The sequence below is a fragment of the Marinobacter sp. RI1 genome (assembly GCF_041155085.1).
GTDB lineage: Bacteria > Pseudomonadota > Gammaproteobacteria > Pseudomonadales > Oleiphilaceae > Marinobacter > Marinobacter nauticus.
Genome location: NZ_AP031605.1, coordinates 185,290 through 204,825 on the forward strand (window position 1 = coordinate 185,290; position 19,536 = coordinate 204,825).

At 57.7% G+C, this 19,536-nt stretch carries 15 protein-coding genes; 6 read left to right on the plus strand and 9 right to left on the minus strand.

The annotated features are described in order from the left end of the window. The first annotated feature begins 22 nt into the window (after positions 1 to 22). Both ACAM27_RS00855 and ACAM27_RS00860 read left to right on the plus strand, forming a co-directional pair. Positions 23 to 1,897 (plus strand): ATP-binding protein, encoded by a 1,875-nt coding sequence (locus ACAM27_RS00855; RefSeq protein WP_369612418.1) that lies wholly within the window; start codon positions 23 to 25, stop codon positions 1,895 to 1,897. Further along, positions 1,890 to 5,045 carry a type I restriction endonuclease subunit R gene (locus ACAM27_RS00860; protein ID WP_222197756.1) on the plus strand — a complete coding sequence of 1,052 codons (3,156 nt, stop codon included), beginning with the start codon at positions 1,890 to 1,892 and terminating at the stop codon, positions 5,043 to 5,045. Before ACAM27_RS00855 ends, ACAM27_RS00860 begins: the two co-directional genes overlap by 8 nt. Positions 5,046 to 5,284: 239 nt before the next feature. Here ACAM27_RS00860 and ACAM27_RS00865 read toward each other — a convergent pair whose 3' ends face one another. Both ACAM27_RS00865 and rlmE read right to left on the minus strand, forming a co-directional pair. Continuing rightward, positions 5,285 to 6,748, minus strand: a complete 1,464-nt coding sequence (locus tag ACAM27_RS00865; protein ID WP_236072857.1) for a PAS domain-containing methyl-accepting chemotaxis protein — start codon at positions 6,746 to 6,748, stop codon at positions 5,285 to 5,287. A 497-nt stretch (positions 6,749 to 7,245) separates the two neighbouring features. Next, positions 7,246 to 7,869, minus strand: a complete 624-nt coding sequence (gene rlmE, locus ACAM27_RS00870; RefSeq protein ID WP_011783941.1) for a 23S rRNA (uridine(2552)-2'-O)-methyltransferase RlmE — start codon at positions 7,867 to 7,869, stop codon at positions 7,246 to 7,248. Positions 7,870 to 8,049: 180 nt separating this feature from the next. Between rlmE and ACAM27_RS00875 the strand changes: the two genes are divergently transcribed. Both ACAM27_RS00875 and ovoA read left to right on the plus strand, forming a co-directional pair. Further along, positions 8,050 to 8,778 carry an RNA methyltransferase gene (locus tag ACAM27_RS00875; RefSeq protein ID WP_022993322.1) on the plus strand — a complete coding sequence of 243 codons (729 nt, stop codon included), beginning with the start codon at positions 8,050 to 8,052 and terminating at the stop codon, positions 8,776 to 8,778. A gap of 105 nt (positions 8,779 to 8,883) precedes the next feature. Beyond that, on the plus strand, positions 8,884 to 11,034 hold the full coding sequence (ovoA, locus tag ACAM27_RS00880) for a 5-histidylcysteine sulfoxide synthase (RefSeq protein ID WP_369612419.1): 2,151 nt from the start codon (positions 8,884 to 8,886) through the stop codon (positions 11,032 to 11,034). A 28-nt stretch (positions 11,035 to 11,062) separates the two neighbouring features. Here the strand turns inward: ovoA and ACAM27_RS00885 are convergent, their stop codons facing one another. Then, on the minus strand, positions 11,063 to 11,821 hold the full coding sequence (locus ACAM27_RS00885) for a fructosamine kinase family protein (RefSeq protein WP_369612420.1): 759 nt from the start codon (positions 11,819 to 11,821) through the stop codon (positions 11,063 to 11,065). 103 nt (positions 11,822 to 11,924) lie between these two features. Here ACAM27_RS00885 and ACAM27_RS00890 point away from each other — a divergent pair, with 103 nt between their 5' ends. After that, positions 11,925 to 12,920 (plus strand): lipid A deacylase LpxR family protein, encoded by a 996-nt coding sequence (locus ACAM27_RS00890; RefSeq protein ID WP_023008769.1) that lies wholly within the window; start codon positions 11,925 to 11,927, stop codon positions 12,918 to 12,920. A 40-nt stretch (positions 12,921 to 12,960) separates the two neighbouring features. Here the strand turns inward: ACAM27_RS00890 and ACAM27_RS00895 are convergent, their stop codons facing one another. The 6 genes from ACAM27_RS00895 to ACAM27_RS00920 form a co-directional block, all read right to left on the minus strand. Then, entirely contained in the window at positions 12,961 to 13,587 is a 627-nt protein-coding gene (locus tag ACAM27_RS00895; RefSeq protein ID WP_011783934.1) for a peroxiredoxin, read from the minus strand. Next, on the minus strand, positions 13,584 to 14,036 hold the full coding sequence (locus tag ACAM27_RS00900; protein ID WP_022993326.1) for a TIGR01244 family sulfur transferase: 453 nt from the start codon (positions 14,034 to 14,036) through the stop codon (positions 13,584 to 13,586). The genes ACAM27_RS00895 and ACAM27_RS00900 overlap by 4 nt, the downstream gene beginning before the upstream one ends. Before the next feature lie 14 nt (positions 14,037 to 14,050). Next, a complete protein-coding gene (locus tag ACAM27_RS00905) occupies positions 14,051 to 14,917 on the minus strand; it encodes an MBL fold metallo-hydrolase (RefSeq protein ID WP_141066822.1) in 867 nt (288 codons plus the stop codon). 222 nt (positions 14,918 to 15,139) lie between these two features. Further along, positions 15,140 to 16,405: an FAD-dependent oxidoreductase gene (locus tag ACAM27_RS00910; RefSeq protein WP_369612421.1), complete on the minus strand. Its 1,266-nt coding sequence runs from the start codon at positions 16,403 to 16,405 to the stop codon at positions 15,140 to 15,142. A 235-nt stretch (positions 16,406 to 16,640) separates the two neighbouring features. Then, a complete protein-coding gene (locus tag ACAM27_RS00915) occupies positions 16,641 to 17,240 on the minus strand; it encodes a cytochrome b/b6 domain-containing protein (RefSeq protein ID WP_369612422.1) in 600 nt (199 codons plus the stop codon). After that, positions 17,237 to 18,856 carry a tetrathionate reductase family octaheme c-type cytochrome gene (locus ACAM27_RS00920; RefSeq protein ID WP_183580020.1) on the minus strand — a complete coding sequence of 540 codons (1,620 nt, stop codon included), beginning with the start codon at positions 18,854 to 18,856 and terminating at the stop codon, positions 17,237 to 17,239. The genes ACAM27_RS00915 and ACAM27_RS00920 overlap by 4 nt, the downstream gene beginning before the upstream one ends. 197 nt (positions 18,857 to 19,053) lie before the next feature. On the opposite strand from ACAM27_RS00920, the gene ACAM27_RS00925 reads away from it, so the two are divergent. Next, positions 19,054 to 19,515 carry a DsrE family protein gene (locus ACAM27_RS00925; protein ID WP_141066818.1) on the plus strand — a complete coding sequence of 154 codons (462 nt, stop codon included), beginning with the start codon at positions 19,054 to 19,056 and terminating at the stop codon, positions 19,513 to 19,515. The last annotated feature ends 21 nt before the right edge of the window (positions 19,516 to 19,536 follow it).

Below are 19,536 nucleotides of genomic sequence, written 5' to 3' on the forward strand. Positions count from 1 at the left end.
GAGACAGGGATGTGGGGCGCCCATGTATGAAATAAGCAGTCTGGAAGATATCGCCGCGCTGAAAGAAAGCGTCGATGTGGAATGCAAGCTGGCGCAGGGCCGGGATGGCAAAGGCAAGTTGCCCAAAGATTTCTGGGAAACCTACAGCGCTTTTGCCAATACCCATGGCGGTGATGTTTTTCTGGGTATCCGTGAGCGTGCCGAGGGACAGTTTGAACTTGCAGGTATAGCAGACCCACAGAAGATCATCGATGAACTCTGGACCGGTGTGAACAACCCGCAAAAGGCCAGCCACTGTGTACTGCGTGAGCGTTGGGTCCGGGTTGTCTCGATAGACGGGCAGTCGATTGTTCATATCCATGTACCACAGGCCACCCGTAAACAGCGCCCGGTTTACCTGAATGGCAATCCGCTGACGGGCACCTACGCGCGCTTCAACAGTGCTGACCTGCGCCAGGGCGAAGAAACGGTCCGCCGGATGCTGGCCGAGCAGGTGGAAGATACCCGCGATGGCGAAATCCTGGCTGGCTATGGGCTGGGCGACCTGGAGATTGACAGTTTCAACCAGTACCGGCAGATGTACATTAACCGCCAGCCTGACCACCCCTGGAATCAGCTGGATGCCCAGGAGTTTTTGTATCGGATTGGCGGTTGGCGCAAAGACCGGGAGACAGGGCGAGCGGGGCTGACCCGTGCCGGACTGCTGATGTTTGGGCACCTGACCGCCATCAAGGAAGCGTTCCCCCATTTCATGCTGGATTATCAGGAACGGCCTGAGCCCAAGGCAGAGCTACGATGGGTGGATCGACTGACGCTGGACGGTTCCTGGTCCGGCAATGTGTTCGATTTTTACCGGCGGGTAATCCGCAAGTTAACCACCGACCTGAAAATCCCCTTTGTCCTTGAAGGCGATCAGCGCCAGGACGACACCTCAGTCCACAAGGCCCTGCGTGAGGCCCTCGTCAATACACTGGTTCATGCCGATTATTCCGGGCGAGCCTCCATTCTGGTGGTCAAGCGCCCTGACATGTTCGGATTCCGAAACCCCGGCTTGATGCGTGTGCCCGTGGATATGGCTCTGCAAGGAGGAAGCAGCGATTGCCGCAACCGGCTGTTGCAGGACATGTTCCGCTACATTGGGCTGGGTGAGAATGCCGGCTCGGGCCTGCCGAAAATCTTCCAGGGCTGGGCGAGGCAGCATTGGCGGCAGCCCGTTCTGCGCGAGCGTGGTGAGCCCAGCGACCAGACCTTGCTGGAGCTACACATGCTCAGCCTGGTGCCGGAGAAAGTGCTTCACAGCCTGAAGGAAACTTTGGGGGACAAGGTGTTTGCCCAGCTGACGGATAACGAGCGGCTGGTGCTGGTGACATCCAAGATTGAAACCACCGTGGACCACAGCCGCATGATGTCCATGCTGGATATCCACCCCCGGGATCTCTCACAGCTGTTGTCCGGACTGGTGGATAAGGGCTTGCTTGAGCGTGATGGCTCCGGCCGTGGCACGGTGTATTTCCTGCCCGGAGCGCGAGCGGTGGACTTACTGACTGAAAGCCGGGATGGCGAGTCTGAGGATCGCAAAGGTCCGGACCTTAGCTCCGGACCTTTGACGGAGAGCTCCGGACCTTTGGCGGATTTAAAAGCCATTGCGGAACCCATTGCCGAACGGAGCAAGGCACCGAAGGGAGACGTCGAGGCGGCCATCCTTGCTCTGTGCGAAGTGACGCCGCTTCGCCTCGAAGAGTTGGAAGCATTGCTCAACCGGTCTGCAGAGTTTCTTCGTAAACGCTATCTGATTCCGATGGTTAAGAGCCGAAAATTACGACTGCAATACCCAACCAAACCCAACCATCCCAAACAAGCCTACTTAAGGGGGGATGATGCCTCTGATGATGAATGAAGACGAGCTGGAGGTGCTCTGTCTTCAATGGTTTGCTGAGGGCGGCTGGGAGATTGCCCATGGTCCGGACCTTGCCCCGGAGGGAGATACCCCGGAACGGGCAGACTATCGCGAACCACTCCTACTGGGCGATCTGGAGGTAGCGATTCGCCGATTGAACCCGCACTTACCGGAGAGCGCCGTGCAGCAGGCGGTAGGTATTGTGAGAAAACCCAACAGTCTGGATGTGGTATTAAGCAACCGGGCGCTTCATCGCTTGTTGATCGAAGGGGTGCCGGTTGAATACAAAAAAGATGACCGGATCTTCCACGACAAAGCACTGTTGGTCGATTTTGGATCGCTGGAGGCGAACCGCTTTCGGGCAATCAATCAATTCACACTTTCCGGCAGTAAACAGCTGCGTCGCCCGGACATTATCTGTTTCATCAACGGTCTTCCGCTGGCCGTATTGGAGCTTAAGAGCCCCAATGCCGAGAATGTGGATATCTGGGATGCCTACAACCAGATCCAGACCTACAAGAGTGAAGTCTCGGACTTGTTCGTCTACAACGAGGCATCTGTCATCAGCGATGGTTACAACGCCCGTGTTGGTTCGTTGACTGCGAACCAAGAGCGCTACATGCCCTGGCGCACCCTCAAACATGAGGACGACAAGCCGCTGTTAGAGTGGCAGCTGGAAACTATGGTGCGGGGCTTCTTCGACCGGGAGCTATTTCTAGATTACCTCCGTTACTTTGTGATCTTCGAGACGGATTCCGACAAGCTGATCAAGAAGATTGCCGGTTATCACCAGTTCCATGCGGTGCGTGAGGCGGTGAAGGCCACTGTGATTGCCGCGCAGGATATAAGCGGCCCCGGTATCAGCGAGAAGCGCGCCACCTACGGCGACGAGGTTCTACCCGGCAGCAAGAAAGCCGGGGTGGTGTGGCATACGCAGGGTTCCGGCAAGAGCATTTCCATGTGCTGCTACGCCGGCAAGCTGCTGCAACAGCCGGAGATGAACAACCCGACCCTGATTGTGGTCACCGACCGCAACGATCTGGACGGCCAGCTGTTCGCCACTTTCAGCGCTGCCCGGGAATTACTGAAGCAGGAACCGGTGCAAGCCGACGACCGGGACACCCTGCGCCAACTGCTCTCGGAGCGGGAATCCGGCGGCATTATCTTCACCACGGTGCAGAAGTTCGCCCTGCTGAACGACGAATCCGGCCACCCGATTCTAAACGACCGCCACAACATTGTGGTGATCTCGGATGAAGCCCACCGCAGCCAGTACGGCCTGAAAGCCACTCTCAAGAAAGACGGCACCTACAAGTTCGGCTACGCCCGCCACATGCGCGATGCCCTGCCCAATGCCTCGTTCATCGGCTTTACCGGCACTCCCATCGAGAGCGAAGACAAAGACACCCGCGCCGTGTTCGGTGATTACGTGTCCATCTACGACATCCAGGATGCCGTGGACGACGGCGCGACCGTGCCCATCTTCTACGAATCCCGCCTGGCCAAGCTGGACATCAACCGCGAGCAGATCGAGGAGCTGTCTGAGCAGGTGGAGGAAGTGGTTGAAGACGACGAAGACGTGGGCAGCCGCGAGAAAACCAAGGGCGAATGGAGCCGACTGGAGAAGCTGGTCGGTGCTGGCCCGCGCCTGAAGCAGGTGGCGGAAGATCTGGTAAACCACTTTGAAACCCGCTCCAGCAACATCACCGGCAAGGCTATGATTGTGGCCATGAGCCGGGAGATTGCGGTTCACCTGTATAACGAGATTGTCGCCCTGCGCCCGGGATGGCACGACGACGACCCGGAGAAAGGCGCCATTAAGGTGGTGATGACGGGCTCCGCCTCTGACCGTGCGCTGCTGCAACCGCACATTCACAACAAGCAGACCAAGAAGCGGTTCGAGAAGCGCTTCAAGGACATCAACGACCCGCTCAAGCTGGTGATCGTGAGGGATATGTGGCTGACCGGCTTCGATGCGCCCTGCTGCCACACCATGTATGTGGACAAGCCCATGAAGGGCCACAACCTGATGCAGGCCATTGCCCGGGTAAACCGCGTGTTCAAGGACAAGCCCGGCGGGCTGGTGGTGGATTACATCGGCATCGCCAACGAGCTTAAACAGGCCCTGAAAACCTACACCGACGCCAAGGGCAAGGGCTCCCCCACCCACAGCGCGGAAGAAGCCTATGCCATCCTGCTGGAGAAGCTGGACATCATCCACGGCATGTTTGCCCCCGGCCCTAAAGGCAAGGGCTTCAGCTATAGCGGTTTTGAAACCGAGCCCCACAAGTTTCTGGTGCCCACCGCCAACTATGTGCTCAGCCTGGAAGACGGCAAGAAGCGCTTCCTGGATACCGTGCTGGCCATGAACAAGGCCTTCTCACTATGCGCCACCCTGGACGAAGCCCAGGCGCTGCAGAAAGAAGTAGCGTTCCTGTCACAGGTGAAGACCGCCATCACCAAGTTCACCAGCGTGGACAAAAAACTGACCGAGGAAGAGAAGAACACCGCCCTGAAGCAGATCCTGGACAACGCGCTGGTGGCCGAAGGGGTAACCGATGTGTTTGCACTATGCGGTCTGGACAAGCCCAACATCGGCCTGCTCTCAGACGAGTTCCTGGAAGACGTTCGGCAGATGCCCTACAAGAACTTCGCCGTGGAGCTGCTGGAGAAACTGCTCAAGGACGACATCAAGGCCAAGACCCGCAACAACGTGGTGCAGGAAAAGAAATACGCCGACCGCCTGCAGGAGACGCTGCGCAAGTACAACAACCGGGGCATCGAGACGGCGCAGGTGATCGAAGAACTAATCGCCATGGCCAAGCAGTTCCAGGCCGAAATAGAGCGGGATGCCGCCATCGGTCTAAATCCGGACGAAGTAGCCTTCTACGATGCCCTGGCCAGCAACGAAAGCGCGGTGCGGGAGCTGGGCGACGAGACCCTGAAGAAAATCGCCGTGGAGATCACCGACAAGCTGCGCAAATCCACCACCGTGGACTGGCAGGTGCGGGAGAGCGTGCGGGCGAAGTTGCGGATTCTGGTGCGGCGGACGTTGCAGCGCTACAAGTATCCGCCGGATAAGGCGCCGGCAGCGATTGAACTGATCATGGAGCAGGCGGAAGCCCTGTCTAACCACTGGACGAAGTAAGGAATTACGGTGCTGTAGTTGCCCCCGCTAAACCGGGTATCACTGTGCCCAAGCATTACGTTACGCGCATAAGACTCAGTACTAAAAAGGGGGGTGCAAGATTGCTCTTTGGAAGAGGGCCACAGATTCAAATCCCATCGGCGCGCCATTATTTCCAAAGGCTTGCGTGAGAACGCAGGCCTTTTTTGTTTGTCTTTGCCCAAAGTGTTTCGAGCGTTTTCAAAAGCGGCGAATCTGGCTTATTTGAACCGCACCACCAGCTCATGCAACTCAGCCGCAATTTTCTCCATCTTCTCGACACTGGCGGCCGACTGCGCCCCTTTCTCAAAGTTCACCGACGCGAGCGAGGAAATGCTCTCGACCTGCTCGTTAATCTGGTCGGAAACCTGCGCCTGTTCCTCCACAGCGGTGGCCATCTGAATCGCCATTTCTGCAATGGTATTCACTGAGTCTGCAATCTGGTTCAGGGTCTTTTCCGCATCCAGCATACGGTCCAGCCCACTGTCTGAAGCCAGATTACCCTGTTCGGCGACCCTCACCGATTCGGACGACCTTGAGAGAAGCTTGTCGATGATCCCGTGAATCTCCCGAGTGGAATCCTGGGTACGCTGGGCCAGGTTCCGGACCTCATCCGCCACCACCGCGAAGCCACGCCCGTGTTCCCCGGCTCTGGCAGCTTCAATCGCGGCGTTCAGAGCCAGCAGGTTGGTCTGCTCGGCGATGTCTTCAATGATCTTCGCCACGTCTGCAATCTTTTCACTCTCCGTCGCCAACTCACCGACGGAGCGACTGATGCCATGAACGGTGGTTTTCAGTTCTTCAATAGACTGCCTGGTCGAGGCGACAACCTGGCTGCCCTGTTCCGCCAATACCCTGGCCCCATCGGCTTTGTCGGCGGTTCGCTGCACGTTTTCGGAGACTTCGCCGATGGTCTGCGACATTTCATGAACTGCCGCGGCCACCTGCTCGGTCTCGGCCTGCTGTTTCCGCATGGTGTCCTGGGCCTGAGAGGAGTATTCCAGACCTCTGACTGCGGCAGTCTTTACGCCGGCGGCAGAATCTTCAATCCGGGTCAACACGGCGTCAAGGTGGGCTTGTTGCGCTCTGACCGCCACTTTGATGCGCCCCAACTGCAGGTCATCATCGGTGTAGCTTCGCGCTGCCAGGTTGTCAGTAAAGGTATTACCCATCATATCGGTAACCGACTGAATTAACCGGTGCCTCGCTATATTCATCCAGATCGCATAGGCGAGCACACCCACCGACAGCAAAAGCTCCGACAACACTTGTTGGCCTGAGAGGAATAATCCTCCGGCTGCCATCAACAATCCCAAAAGGCACCAAGTGCTCGGCGCCACCCGCTGCCAGAACGGAATCCCGGTTTTCCCTTCCCGAATCGACTTGTAGAGTTTCTCAGCCCTGGCCACATCCTCCCGACCCGGGCAAGAGCGAACGGATTCATAACCGACAACCTCGCCATTTGCGGTCACCGGTGTGACGTAGGCGCTGACCCAATAGAAGTCGCCGTTCTTGCAGCGGTTTTTCACCAGGCCCATCCACGGTCGGCCGGCCTTGAGGTGAGACCACATGTTCTCATAGGCTTTCGGAGGCATATCCGGATGACGAACGATATTGTGCGGTTGACCAATCAACTCATCCCGGGAAAAACCGCTGACCGCCACGAAAGCGTCGTTACAGTGCAAGATCTTTCCCCGCAGATCCGTTGAGGAAATCAGTTTTTGCGATTCCGGAAACGTTCTTTCGTTCCCGGTTATGGGTAGATTCTTTCGCACGAGGTTCGTCCTTTTCAGCCTGGCCGGTTGTTGTCGGTGGGGCGGCGATTATCGCTGTCCCGTTGCCCAGTACCAGTTTGTTTTGTAACGAACAGCCACAAGCCCCAGAGGGCGTTGAGCGTTAACGCCAAATCACAAATAAGAAAGAATTTTTTTGTGATTCAGACTAACAAGCAAATCCAGAGGCCTCTCTCAGGCTCTCCATACCTTTTGATCGTGGTGTGGTTTCAAAGAAAAGGATATTCAGGGAGGTGGCAATATCAGGCAGCCTGCGAGAACAGTCCCTTTCCTCACAGGTTAAAGAATAGACGATTTCGGAAATTCTGCTCGACAGCAGTAAAAAATATGTAGCCACTCGCACCAAAAAAAGCAGTTTGGCCGCAGAGCGTCGCAGCTCGACCCTAAAATCAGGCTACGCGGAAACCCTTGGCCACCAGATACACCTCCCGGGACCTGGCCCGGGACGAATCCGGCTTGCGAATCACCACCTTATCGAAGGACTCGCGCACGGTTTTCACATACTCATCATAGCCTTCACCATGGAACACCTTGGCAACAAAACTGCCTTTGGGTTTGAGCACCTGGCAGGCCATATCCAGGGCCAGTTCCACCAGATACATGGAGGCTGCCTGGTCTGCGGCGTTTACGCCACTGATGTTGGGGGCCATATCCGAGATCACGACGTCGGCACGGGCCCCGTCCAGTATCGCCATGATCTGGTCGAAGACCTCCTGTTCGGTGAAGTCGCCCTGGATGAATTCGACGCCGGCAATCGGATCCATCGGCAAAATGTCAGACGCCACCACACGGCCCTTGTGGCCCACCAGTTTCGCCGCCACCTGAGACCAGCCGCCCGGGGCCGAGCCCAGGTCGACGACCAGGTCCGTGGGCTTGATCAGCCGATCCTTGTTATTGATTTCCAGCAGTTTGTAACTGGCACGGGAACGATAGCCATCCTGTTGCGCCTGTTTTACAAAGGGGTCGTTTACGTGCTCTTCGAGCCACCGGTTACTGCTTTTCGAGCGTGCCATCGCCTGCCTTCTGTTCACTGCGGGAAAACCGGCATTGTACGCCGGCGTCAGTGACGCCGCAAAAACCAGCCACTTCCTGACAAGCCAGCCAAGCCCCCGTACAATAGCGCCTGATCACATGCCTCATTCAAACCGTCATCGCCCGGCCCCGGCCGTGCCAGGCACCATGGAAAGCAGACCGTGAAACTGGACGACATCAAAAAGCTGCATCAAAAGAAATACCGCCAGTCGTTCGGACAGTTTCTGGTGGAAGGCGAGCATCTGGTACTGGAGCTGGAAAAAGCGGCGAAGCAGGTGCCCCACTGGCGCAACGCCCAACTGTATGTGACCGGCGCCTACGAGCACTGGCCCAGCCTCTGGCCCAAGCACGTCATCAGTGACCGGCAGATGGCCCAGCTTTCCGATACCAGAACGCCTCAGGGCATCCTGGCGTTGGTGCCACTGCCACCGGCTGCCCGCGGAGAAAACGCCTCCCGGGAAAAAGCGCTTTACCTTCACGAGGTGCAGGATCCCGGCAATCTGGGCACCATCCTGCGCACGCTGGCCTGGTTCGGTGGCTTCCGGTGCCTCCTTAGCCCCGGCAGCGTGGATCCGTTCAATCCGAAAGTGGTGCGCGCCAGCATGGGCGCCATATTCCATGTACCGCTGGAGACCGAGGTTGCCCTGGACACGCTGGGGCAGCGATACGCCCGCATCGCCTGCCTGGACATCGGCGGCGATTCTATCACCAAGCCCGAATTCCAGGCCCAGGACTGCTACCTGTTTGGCAATGAGGCCCGCGGCGTGCCAAAGCAAGCCCTGACTGAACTTAGTGCCCACGCCTACACCATCCCCGGTGCGGCCGCTATCGAGTCGCTGAACCTGGCCTCCGCGGTCAATATGGCGGTTTATGAGCTGAACCGCGCCTGAGTCCCCCGGATTAATTCCGGCCTTTACTTGCCAGTCGCTGAACCGGTTACCTATGGTTGAACGTAATCCTGTAGGACATCATTCACTGGAAGGATCGGTTCAGCCATGGAGTTCTCCAACCCGACTGCAACTCTCGAACGCCAACATGCCATCGGTTTAACCCGCACGCCCAATCTGGCCGAGGGAACCCCGGACACCAAGCGCCAGGAAATCGCGCGTTATTTCACGGACACCTTCGACACCTACACACGCCTGTTCGATTGCCTGGCTGATGACTCCGGCTATTACCAGAAGTCCATCCCGCTCCGGCATCCGCTCATTTTCTACCTTGGCCACACCGCCACCTTCTTTGTGAACAAACTGGTACTGGCCAAGATCCTGAAAGAACGCATCAACCCCAACATGGAATCCATCTTCGCGGTGGGTGTGGATGAAATGAGCTGGGACGACCTGAACGACGATCACTACGACTGGCCCGCTGTCCAGGAAGTACTGGACTACCGGGCACAGGTGCGCCAGACCGTGCTGGAGTTGATCGAAACCATGCCGCTGTCGCTGCCGATTGACTGGGACAGTGACTGGTGGCCCATCGTGATGGGCATCGAACATGAGCGAATTCACCTTGAGACGTCCTCGGTGCTCATCCGCCAGCACGCGTTGGAACGCGTTCAACCGCAACCGGAATGGGCGCCCATCCGGGAAACCGGCGAGGCACCGGAAAACGAGTTGCTCACCGTTCCCGCTGGCAAAGTACACATCGGTAAGCCCTACGACGATGCCTTTTACGGCTGGGACAATGAGTACGGCGAGCACCAGGCCGACGTCGCCGAGTTCAAGGCCAGCCAGTACCTGGTGAGCAACCAGGAATTTCTGGAATTTGTCGAGGCCGGCGGCTATCAGCAGGACGAATACTGGAGCGAGGAGGGCCTGGCCTGGCGAACCTTTGCCGAAGCCAAACACCCCACGTTCTGGCGCTGGCAAAATGGCTGGCAGCTGCGCCTGATGACTGAAGAGGTGGAGATGCCCTGGGACTGGCCGGTCGAGGTCAACTATCACGAGGCCAAGGCGTTCTGTGAGTGGAAACGTGAGCAAACCGGCAAACCCATCCGCCTGCCCACGGAAGACGAGTGGTATCGCCTCTGTGACGAATCCGGCGTCCGGGAAGTGGGTGAATCCCCGGCCAACGCCAACCTCCACCTGGACCATGGTGCCTCGTCGTGTCCGGTAACGCGCTTTCGCCACGGCCAGTGGTTCGATGTGGTTGGCAACGTCTGGCAGTGGACCGAAACGCCCACCTATCCGTTCGACAACTTCAAGGTGCATCCACTGTACGACGACTTCACCACACCCACGTTCGACGGCCAGCACAATCTGATCAAAGGCGGCTCCTGGATTTCCTGTGGCAACGAAGCAAGGCTGGCCTCCCGTTATGCCTTCCGTCGGCATTTCTTCCAGCATGCAGGCTTCCGCTACATCACCTCCGAGGCCCAGGCTGTTCAACCCAACGCCTACTACGAGAGCGACCGGCTACTCACTGAATACGCCGAGTTCCATTACGGCGACCGTTGGTTTGGCGTCGCCAATTTCCCGAAAACCATGGCGGAACTGGCCCTGGACGCTATGGCCGGCAAAAAGACCGGGAAAGCGCTGGATCTGGGCTGTGCCTGTGGCCGGGCAAGTTTTGAGCTGGCGCGCCAGTTTGACGAGGTTGAAGGTGTCGATTTCTCTGCCAACTTCATACGTCTGGGGGTGGAGATGGCCGAGCAGGGCGCCATCCGGTATTCACTGACCGAAGAAGGCGAACTGGTCAGCTACCATACCCGCACCCTGAAAGAACTGGATCTCGAAGATACCGCCGCCAAGGTGGCGTTCTATCAGGGCGATGCCTGCAACCTGAAGCCTCAGTATTCCGGTTATGACTTGGTATTGGCCGCCAATCTGATCGACCGCCTGTACCGGCCACGTCGTTTCCTGGAGTGCATCCACGATCGCATTAACGAAGGCGGGCTGCTGATTATTGCCTCCCCGTATACCTGGCTTGAAGAACACACCCCGAAAGAGGAATGGCTTGGCGGTTTCAAGAAGGATGGCGAAAATCACCGAACGCTAGACGGCATTCGAGAGTGCCTGGGAGAGCACTTCAGGATGGTGGGCGAGCCCCGGAAAGTGCCCTTCGTGATCCGCGAGACCGAGCACAAGTTCCAGCACACGCTGTCTGAAGTGACCGTGTGGGAACGCAAACCCGCCAGGAGCTGAGTGTGATGCCGGCGTTACCAGCTTCTGCTTACGAGGCTGGTAGCGCCACCAAGGCCGACAGGCCACGCTCGCAACCACCCAGATAGCCACCACCGAACAGGTTGTAGTGGTTGAGGTAGTGGTACAGGTTATAGATTTCTCGCTTGGTGGCGTAGATCTCAGTGCGCGGGTATACGCGATCGTAGGCACGATAGAACGCCGCGCCGAAACCGCCAAACATCTCGGTCATGGCAAGGTCCGCCTCCCGGTCGCCCTGATACACCGCCGGGTCAATCAGCCAGGGGCCATTACGGTCAAACATCACGTTGCCGTTCCACAGGTCGCCATGCAACAGGCTCGGATGTTCGCAATGCCGATCCAGCCAGTTGGCCAGGCTGGCACCACAGGCTTCCAGAGTGCGCTCAAACCTGGCTCGCATCCCGGCATCTGAGATCCGGCTGACCTGATACTTCAGCCGCTGCTCCAGGAAAAACCGGCCCCAGGAATCTGTCAGCGTATTGGGTTGAGGTGCCAGACCAATGAAGTTGTCGCGGCGCCAGCCATATTGATCCCGAGCCAGCAGGTGCAACTGCGCCAGCCCCTCCCCCAACGCAGTGAGGCACTTGTCGTCGGGCGGTGCTGAGTCAATCCGCCTGAGGGTAAGTCGGTGCTGGTTCACCCCCATAACTTCCGGAATACGGAGTGCCTCAACTCCTGCCTGCTGCAACCCGTCCCGAAGAGATTCCAGACCCTCAGCTTCGCAGATCAGCGCATCGGCATAGCCCGTGGTATTGGTTTTAACGTGCATATTGACTCCTGATTAGCGCGGGTATGGATCTGTTTGCGCCATAAAACCGTAGCAGGATTCTGCTAAGATACTTTGCATCCTACCCTCACGGAGTCCATTCCCAGTGCCCATCCGAGCTCTTTTTGCCCGCATTAGCCTCTTACTCGTGCTAGCCCCCGCTTCCGCCAATGCGGAACAGTTCAACCTTGCCTGGGACAACGATCTATTCACTGGCAGCGACCGGGGCTACACCAATGGCGTGCGCCTGTCTTACCTTACCAATACAGCCGAAGACTCCGGCGGAGGCTCAGCCCGACTTGCAAGGGCGGGCAGAGATGGTCTGTCATTTCTGCCCGGCGTCGGCGACGCCGACAACAACCATGCAATGAGTGTCAGTCTGCGTCAACTCATGGTGACACCGGCAGACATTAGCCAGGAAGAGCCTCAATTCAATGATATCCCCTACGCCGGTCATCTCTCCCTGAGCAGCACCCTCTGGAGCTGGAGTGCTGACAGTATTACGGGGTACGGCGCTCACATTGGCGTGGTTGGTCCTGAAAGCGGCGCCGAAGCCAGCCAGAAATGGGTACACAAAATCACCGGGAGCGAACGCCCCAAAGGATGGGACAACCAGCTAGGGACCGACGTGGTTGGCGGATTTCAGGCGGCCCACGGGCGCAAACTGTTGCAAGCGGGGCAACGCGGCGACCTTGAACAACAGTTTTCAGCGGTAGGCTCCGGCCTGCTGTCCAGTTTTCGAACCTCCGCGACCGTTGGCGTGATCTGGCGGATGGGCAGAAACCTTCCGGCCAATTTTATACCGGATTACGCCGGCAGCTCCTCTGCCATCGCGCTACCCGGATCTTTCAGTGGCGCGAAAAGCGCCTGGTCAGTATTCATAGGCCTGGGGGCGGAATACATTGCCTATTCCTATCTGGAGGACAATTCCGGGCCCTACCGGTTCAGTGAAGGCCCCCTGCTCGGCCAGATAGGCCTGGGCGGCACCTGGCAGTGGGACAACCTGCAAGCGGCGCTGATTTTGCGGGCCACGACGGGGGAAGAACAGCGTAACCAGGATAACTTCAGCTTTGGTACGCTGTCTTTTAGCTGGGTGTTATGAGGAAGCGCCCCTGTCGGGGCGCTTTTGTCAGTACCAGAAATCAGATTCTGGTCAGGCGCAGGTAAGGACGCAATTCGTTCCAGCCCTGCGGGAACATGTCCTTGGCCTTCTCGTTGGAGATGGACGGCGGAATGATCACCTCGCCACCTTTTTTCCAGTCCGCCGGCAATGCACAGCTATTGGCATCGGCCGTCTGCAGCGCATCGATGGCACGCAGGATCTCGTCGAAGTTACGGCCCACCGCCATCGGGTAGGTCATGGTCAGACGTACTTTCTTGTCCGGATCGATAATGAACACACTGCGCACAGCGGCGGTTTCGCTCTCACCCGGATGGATCATTTCATACAGCTCAGCGATCTTGTGGTCCTCATCGGCAACGATCGGGAACTGCAGATCACAGCTCTGAGTGTCGTTTACATCATCAATCCACTTCAGATGTTCTTCGACTGAGTCAGTCGACAAACCGAGAGGCTTCACATTGCGGGCAGCAAACTCCTGCGCCAGCTGTGCCGTGCGGCCCATTTCTGTGGTGCATACCGGGGTGAAGTCAGCCGGATGGCTGAAGAAGAACACCCAGGAATCGCCGGCCCACTCGTGAAAGCTCATGGGGCCTTTGGTGGTGTCTACGTTGAAATCAGGGGCAATTTGTCCAAGACGAATCGTCATTTCATTTCTCCTGTCGGGGTTTCCACGTTTGTGGCATTGGTTAACAAAGCTTCAATGGGTTGGGTTTCATGGCCTGCGTCATGGGCCGCTTTGAGCAACATCGGGATATTGCATTGCGGGTTCCGGGCCCGGGACTGGGCCCACATGTGCACCGCCCGCCGGCCTGTGCGGCAGAATCCGAGAATGGGCGCAGGGGCCGCATCAAGTGCCTGTGCAAAGGCATCCACATCCTGTTCGGTGTATTCACCGGAGGCGACCGGCACGCAGAACCACTGCAGGCCCTGGCTGGCGGCTGCTTCCCGGAAAGCTTCTTCACCCTCGTAGCCGTCCTCGCCCGCGCGGCGATTACAGATCACGGTTCGGAAGCCCTGGCGGCGAATGTCCTCAAAGTCCTCAGGAGCGACCGCATCTGCCACGGCGAATCCTGGTTCCAGAAAATGAATCTTCATCGTTAATCTCCAGCTCAGAAGCCGTTTACCGGGACTTTCAGGTAAACCTGTCCGTTGTCTTCCGCCGGCGGCATGGCCCCGGCACGCATGTTCACCTGCACCGACGGTACAATTAGCCTCGGCATGGCGAGCGTGGCATCGCGCTCGGTTCGCATCCGCACAAACTCGGATTCGTTCATGCCCTCGCGAACATGGATGTTACGTTCGCGCTGTTCGGCTACCGTGGTTTCATGCTGGTATTCATCCCGCCCCGGCGCCTTGTAGTCATGGCACAGGAAGATCCGCGTCTCGCCGGGCAGAGCCAGTACCTTCTGCACAGACTGGTACAGGGTCTGGGCGTCACCGCCGGGGAAATCGCAGCGGGCGGTACCGGAATCCGGCGCGAACAGGGTGTCGCCAACAAAGGCCGCATCGCCGATAACGTAGGTCAGGCATGCCGGCGTGTGACCAGGCGTGTGAAGGACCTGTCCCTCCAGATTGCCAACCCGGAAGGTGTCGCCCTCCTCAAACAACTGGTCAAACTGGCTACCGTCCCGGGCAAATTCGGTGCCGGCGTTGAAGGCTTTTCCGAAGATTTCCTGAACATCCACAATCTTCGCGCCTATGCCGGTCTTGCCACCCAGGTGGTCGTGCAGGTAGGGCGCAGCGGAGAGGTGGTCGGCATGCACGTGGGTTTCGAGAATCCACTCCACCTGAAGATTGTTGTCCCGAATAAACGAGATGATCTGATCGGCGGAACGCACGTCGATCCTGCCGGCGGCGTAATCAAAATCCAGTACCGAGTCGATGATGGCACAGGCCTGGCTGTCGGGATCCTGAACGACGTAGCTGAAGGTGTTGGTCGCTTCGTCGAAGAAGTGAGTGACTGATGACGTTTGCATCGTCGTGTCCTCCTCGGGCATGGGTATCGTTAACTCACACCGTCAGTAGACCATACTTTTAGATATAACCATATACCCATAACGCATATTAACTTTGATATAGGCGATAGCTCCTGTAAATCACATATCAAAAGCTTTAATTAATTCGCTATGGATGAAGGGCGGAGGACTGAATCGCAGGAGGGGGCGCCCTGTCCGGGCGCCGTTTTTCTGAACGTTGTCTCAGTGGTGCTCGCGGACGGCAGGGCTGGCCAGCCATTCCCGACCTTTGAGCATACCGTGCCAGTATAAGGTGGGCAGTTGCTTGGCCTTGAGCCACCAGGCAGCGCGGGTGGCTTTGGTGCCATCGTTTACCCACTGCGGGAAACTGGGCTGAAGCACACCGTTATAGCCAAATTCGGCCAGCACGATGCGGCCGTTCTCTACCGTCAACGGGCAGGAACCGTACCCGAGGTAAGCCGCAGGCAGGGGCTGATTCCGTAAACTTGCAATGAGGTTTTCCGCCACGACCGGCGCCTGCTTTCGAACGGCTGCGGCGGTTTTGGCATTACCGGTGCCGCTCACGTCGCCAAGTCCGAATATATTGGCAAAGGTTTTGTGTTGGAGCGTATCGTCCGCCAGATTCAACCAGCCACCGTCATTGGCCAGAACGGACTCGCGGATGAAACCGGGCGCCCGTTGGGGCGGCACCGCGTGCAACATATCGAAATCCAGTTCCCGATCCTGGCTGTTACCTTCAGCGTCCGTAAGCCGGAACGTGGCTTTCCGGGCGGGGCCGTTTACAGCTACCAGATTGCTCTGAAAGTTGACCTGAATACCGTATTTATCAATGTATTCCTGAAGTGCCGGGACATAAGCCGGCACACCGAACAGAACCGCTCCGGCATTATGAAACTGAATATCGAGTTGGCCAAGAACTCCGTTTCTGCGCCAATGGTCGGAAGACAGATACATCGCTTTCTGCGGCGCCCCGGCACATTTGATAGGCATGGGTGGCTGGCTGAACAGGGCCCTTCCCTTTTTCAGGGCCTGTACCGTTTGCCAGGTGTATTGCGCCATACCCTGACGGTAGTTGGACGTCACACCATTGTCCCCAAGCGCGGATTCCAGACCATCAATCGCAGACCAGTTCAGCTCCAGCCCCGGCGCCAGCACCAGTGCCTGATAGGAGATGCTCGAACCGTCCGCCAGCCTTACCTGATTCTGCTCCGGCATTACGCCCGCAACCGCCTGCTGATACCAGGAGACAAAACCCGGCATCACCTGTGACATGGGGCGGGAGGTAACCTCCGGCTGAAAAACGCCGCCACCGACCATGGTCCAGCCTGGTTGATAGTGATGGGTCGCGGATGGTTCCAGGATCGCGATATCCAGACGGCGGTCCCGTTTGTGCAGGCTGGACGCCACCGAGATACCGGCAGCGCCGCCACCAACGATAACAATGGTGTGGTGCCTGTCTGCCCCCGCCGGTTCTGTTCTGCTGTTCATGCCTCTACCCTCTTGTGTTTGTTCGCACGGCATTTCATCTTGATGTATATCAAATCCTAACACCGTTTAGGATATATCGTTATATCGATATGAAATATAGCGATGCACAAGGTCCTTCGCGGTTCATAGCGCACAAGGCGGGAATATAGAGCGGTGGGAGTGGCCTTTACACGGCCGGGATGGCTGTCGGGACGGGGGCGGTCAGGCAAACGAGAGGCGTTTACCTGACTGCGGCTCAGTGACTGTCCAGATCCTCATAACCGGTAATCATCGGTTTGATATAACTGGTCAGGGTTTTACCCATGGTGGCCATATAAACGTGGGCAATCACAAACACCAGCATGGCGAACGCGGCACCGGTGTGAACCAGCGCGACCGTTTCCAGCTGCAGCGCGCCGGCCAGCGTTGCGGGCCAGTCGTTATAGAACAGATACAACAGACCAGAAGCCCAGATAATCGGTGAAATTATCAGTTTGAAGAACAGGTAGGCCAGACGCTGCAGCGGGTTGTGCTTGGCCCTTGAGGTCTTTTTGTAGGGATGGGCGGCGCCGGTAAAAGTACCCACCAGATAATAATGCATAACCGCAAACAGGCCATCCCGGGTGGGAATATACTGGCGCCACTCGCCGGTGGTGAAATGCCAGAAAATGGCAAATATCCACAGCACAATCAGTGCCCAGGCGGCCAGCGCATGCACCTGCACGGCCGTACTGAAGCGCATGACGTCGTAGCTACCATGAATGGCAAAGCCGGTGAACAGCAAGACAAAAATCAGCAGCGCCTGAGTCCAGTGCCAGAAGCGCTCAAAACGTTTGAACATCAGTACCCGGCTCATTGGTCTTTCCTCCCACTGAACACGACCCTTGCCATGGCGTGCACCAGAACACCAAACAGGGTGGCTGCCACCAGCAACCAGCCAATCCGGTCCAGCCAGACACTACCGTTGTGGCCTGGCATATAAATACCACCCAGCCCCGCCAGACGGCTTTCAGCCTTGTGGCAACTGCCGCACTTCACCGCCTGTTCAGCGGGTGCCACCATGTGGGTGATCGGCCAGTGCATGGTGGTTTCGATAAAGCTGAACTCACCACTGTAGGGCATGCCAGACAGATCACTGGCGGCTTGCAGGGCTTTCTCCCAACTGAAATTGCTCCACAAAGAGGTATCATCGGCACCGAACACATGGGTGGCCAGCAAGGTCTGTCTCTCGGTATCAAACGGCTGCTTTCCACGCATCACCTTGAACGGCCAGATGCGGGATTCACCATTATCAGGGCTGCCTTCCACCCGGTTAATGGCCACCGGCGGATTCTCGATATCCAGCGGATCCCCGGCCAGGGTATATTTCACTGTGCCATCAAACCAGGCGTACTCCGGCACCACATTCTCGCCATGGCGGAAATCCCCTTTTTCACTGAGGTAGCTCGGGTGGCCATGGTCGTCCAGCTGTTTTATTGGCTGTCCGTTTTCATCCAGCCGACCGGCGGTGGACCAGTCCCACCAGGTCTTGGTGGGCACCCCGCCCCGGGCAAAAGCCGGGATGTGGCAGGTCTGGCAGGCGAGTTTGTCTACGTGGTCGTTCAGTTTTGGCTTGTCGTGGGGCGCAAGGCCATGGCAGGACTCGCAACTGGCCCGGGAGAAATCCGTATGGCCCGGCACATCAATGCCCAGGGTATCCCGGGCATTGGCCTGGTACCGGCTGCCGGATACCGCATGCCCCATGGTGGTGTGGCAGTCAGAACAGCCGAAATTCAGGCCCTCCGGCGACATGTGCACATCCAGTGATTTTGGTGGATTAATCAGAGACGTATCCAGATCACCGTGCTTCACGCCGTCGGCGCCGCCTCCATGGAAGTGGCAGCTACCGCAATTGGCCCGGCCACTGGCGCCCACATTCCGGGCAATGCGCTCCAGGTCCGGCGGCTGGACCATTTTGCCGCTGCCCTTGGGCCATTCCCGGGGAATATAGGTGGGGTGGCCCGCCAGCGTCGGGAATTTCCAATACTCGCCTGTGGTGTCGTGGCACACCAGGCAATCAACCGCATTCTCGGCCTGCGGCGGTGGCTCACGCATATCGTTCCAGCCGTAACCCACATGGCACGACGTACACCGGGGCTCGTTGGTAATGGTCATCCCGCAAAAGCTGTTGATGACCTTGCTTTTGCCCAGGGTCTGCCCGGTTTCGTCATGCTCGTAGAGCCAGGTCCAGTGAGTAGTCTGGCGAATCTGTTCACCGGCCTCGGTATGGCAGGTCAGGCAGGCCGCCGTCACGTCTTCCGCGCGGTCAAAGGGGCCCTGCAATGCCTTGAACTTGCTGTGATCTGCCGTGGTGGTCGATTTCCCGTTTACAGGCGCTATCGAGGCGGACCCATTCGCGGCAAATACCAGGCTGGCAACGAGCACCAACCATTTGAGCGAAAAAAGCATTCGCAGGGCTCTCTTGTTGTTCATATCGGCACCATCCACTCAGATGAGCATCTGAATTGAGTCTAGTTACACAGAGCGGGATTTCCCGGCGACGTGTAAAAGCATTGAGCAAAATCAACCTATCGCTCTGTGGCGTGCAGAACAGTGACATTGTCACTGAAGCCTCAATAGCCCTGGTTCTACGATTGGCATGTAAACCATCAAAACTCAGGAGTTACCCCATGACGAATGCCATCAAGACCTTTGCACTGGCGCTGTTGTTCGCGGCCCCACTGACTGCAATGGCGGAGAATCAAAAAGCGAAAGACGGCAATAGAGGAAACACCGTGGAAGAGGTTCTGGTGATTCTCTCCAGCGACTCCCTGCAAACCCAGGGTATGGCGATGGTGCTGTCCAACACTATGGCCCAGAAGGGTGCCAAGGTGAATGTGCTGCTTTGCGACGAAGCCGGCGACCTGGCTCTGAAAGCCTATAAAGCCGAGCCCCTGGCGCCGAAAAACGTCACTCCGGGGCAGATGTTGCGCGGGCTTATGAAAGCCGGTGGTGCGGTGAATGTTTGTGCGCTGTATCTACCCAACAGCGAGTACAGCAAAGACGATCTGCTTGACGGTGTCGGCGTTGCGACCCCGCCGGCCATGGCCGGCCAGATGCTGGATCGCAAGATGCGCACCTTCACTTTCTGAGGCCGGACATAGTTCCGGTGT

What these genes read in the sequence shown, in the direction of transcription:
- ACAM27_RS00860 (WP_222197756.1), top strand. Translation starts at nt 1,890, where the DNA reads ATGAATGAAGACGAGCTGGAGGTGCTCTGTCTTCAATGGTTTGCTGAG.
- ACAM27_RS00855 (WP_369612418.1), top strand. Translation starts at nt 23, where the DNA reads ATGTATGAAATAAGCAGTCTGGAAGATATCGCCGCGCTGAAAGAAAGC.
- ACAM27_RS00915 (WP_369612422.1), bottom strand. Translation starts at nt 17,240, where the DNA reads ATGAGCCGGGTACTGATGTTCAAACGTTTTGAGCGCTTCTGGCACTGG.
- ACAM27_RS00900 (WP_022993326.1), bottom strand. Translation starts at nt 14,036, where the DNA reads ATGAAGATTCATTTTCTGGAACCAGGATTCGCCGTGGCAGATGCGGTC.
- ACAM27_RS00905 (WP_141066822.1), bottom strand. Translation starts at nt 14,917, where the DNA reads ATGCAAACGTCATCAGTCACTCACTTCTTCGACGAAGCGACCAACACC.
- ACAM27_RS00925 (WP_141066818.1), top strand. Translation starts at nt 19,054, where the DNA reads ATGACGAATGCCATCAAGACCTTTGCACTGGCGCTGTTGTTCGCGGCC.
- ovoA (WP_369612419.1), top strand. Translation starts at nt 8,884, where the DNA reads ATGGAGTTCTCCAACCCGACTGCAACTCTCGAACGCCAACATGCCATC.
- rlmE (WP_011783941.1), bottom strand. Translation starts at nt 7,869, where the DNA reads ATGGCACGCTCGAAAAGCAGTAACCGGTGGCTCGAAGAGCACGTAAAC.
- ACAM27_RS00885 (WP_369612420.1), bottom strand. Translation starts at nt 11,821, where the DNA reads ATGCACGTTAAAACCAATACCACGGGCTATGCCGATGCGCTGATCTGC.
- ACAM27_RS00910 (WP_369612421.1), bottom strand. Translation starts at nt 16,405, where the DNA reads ATGAACAGCAGAACAGAACCGGCGGGGGCAGACAGGCACCACACCATT.
- ACAM27_RS00920 (WP_183580020.1), bottom strand. Translation starts at nt 18,856, where the DNA reads ATGAACAACAAGAGAGCCCTGCGAATGCTTTTTTCGCTCAAATGGTTG.
- ACAM27_RS00895 (WP_011783934.1), bottom strand. Translation starts at nt 13,587, where the DNA reads ATGACGATTCGTCTTGGACAAATTGCCCCTGATTTCAACGTAGACACC.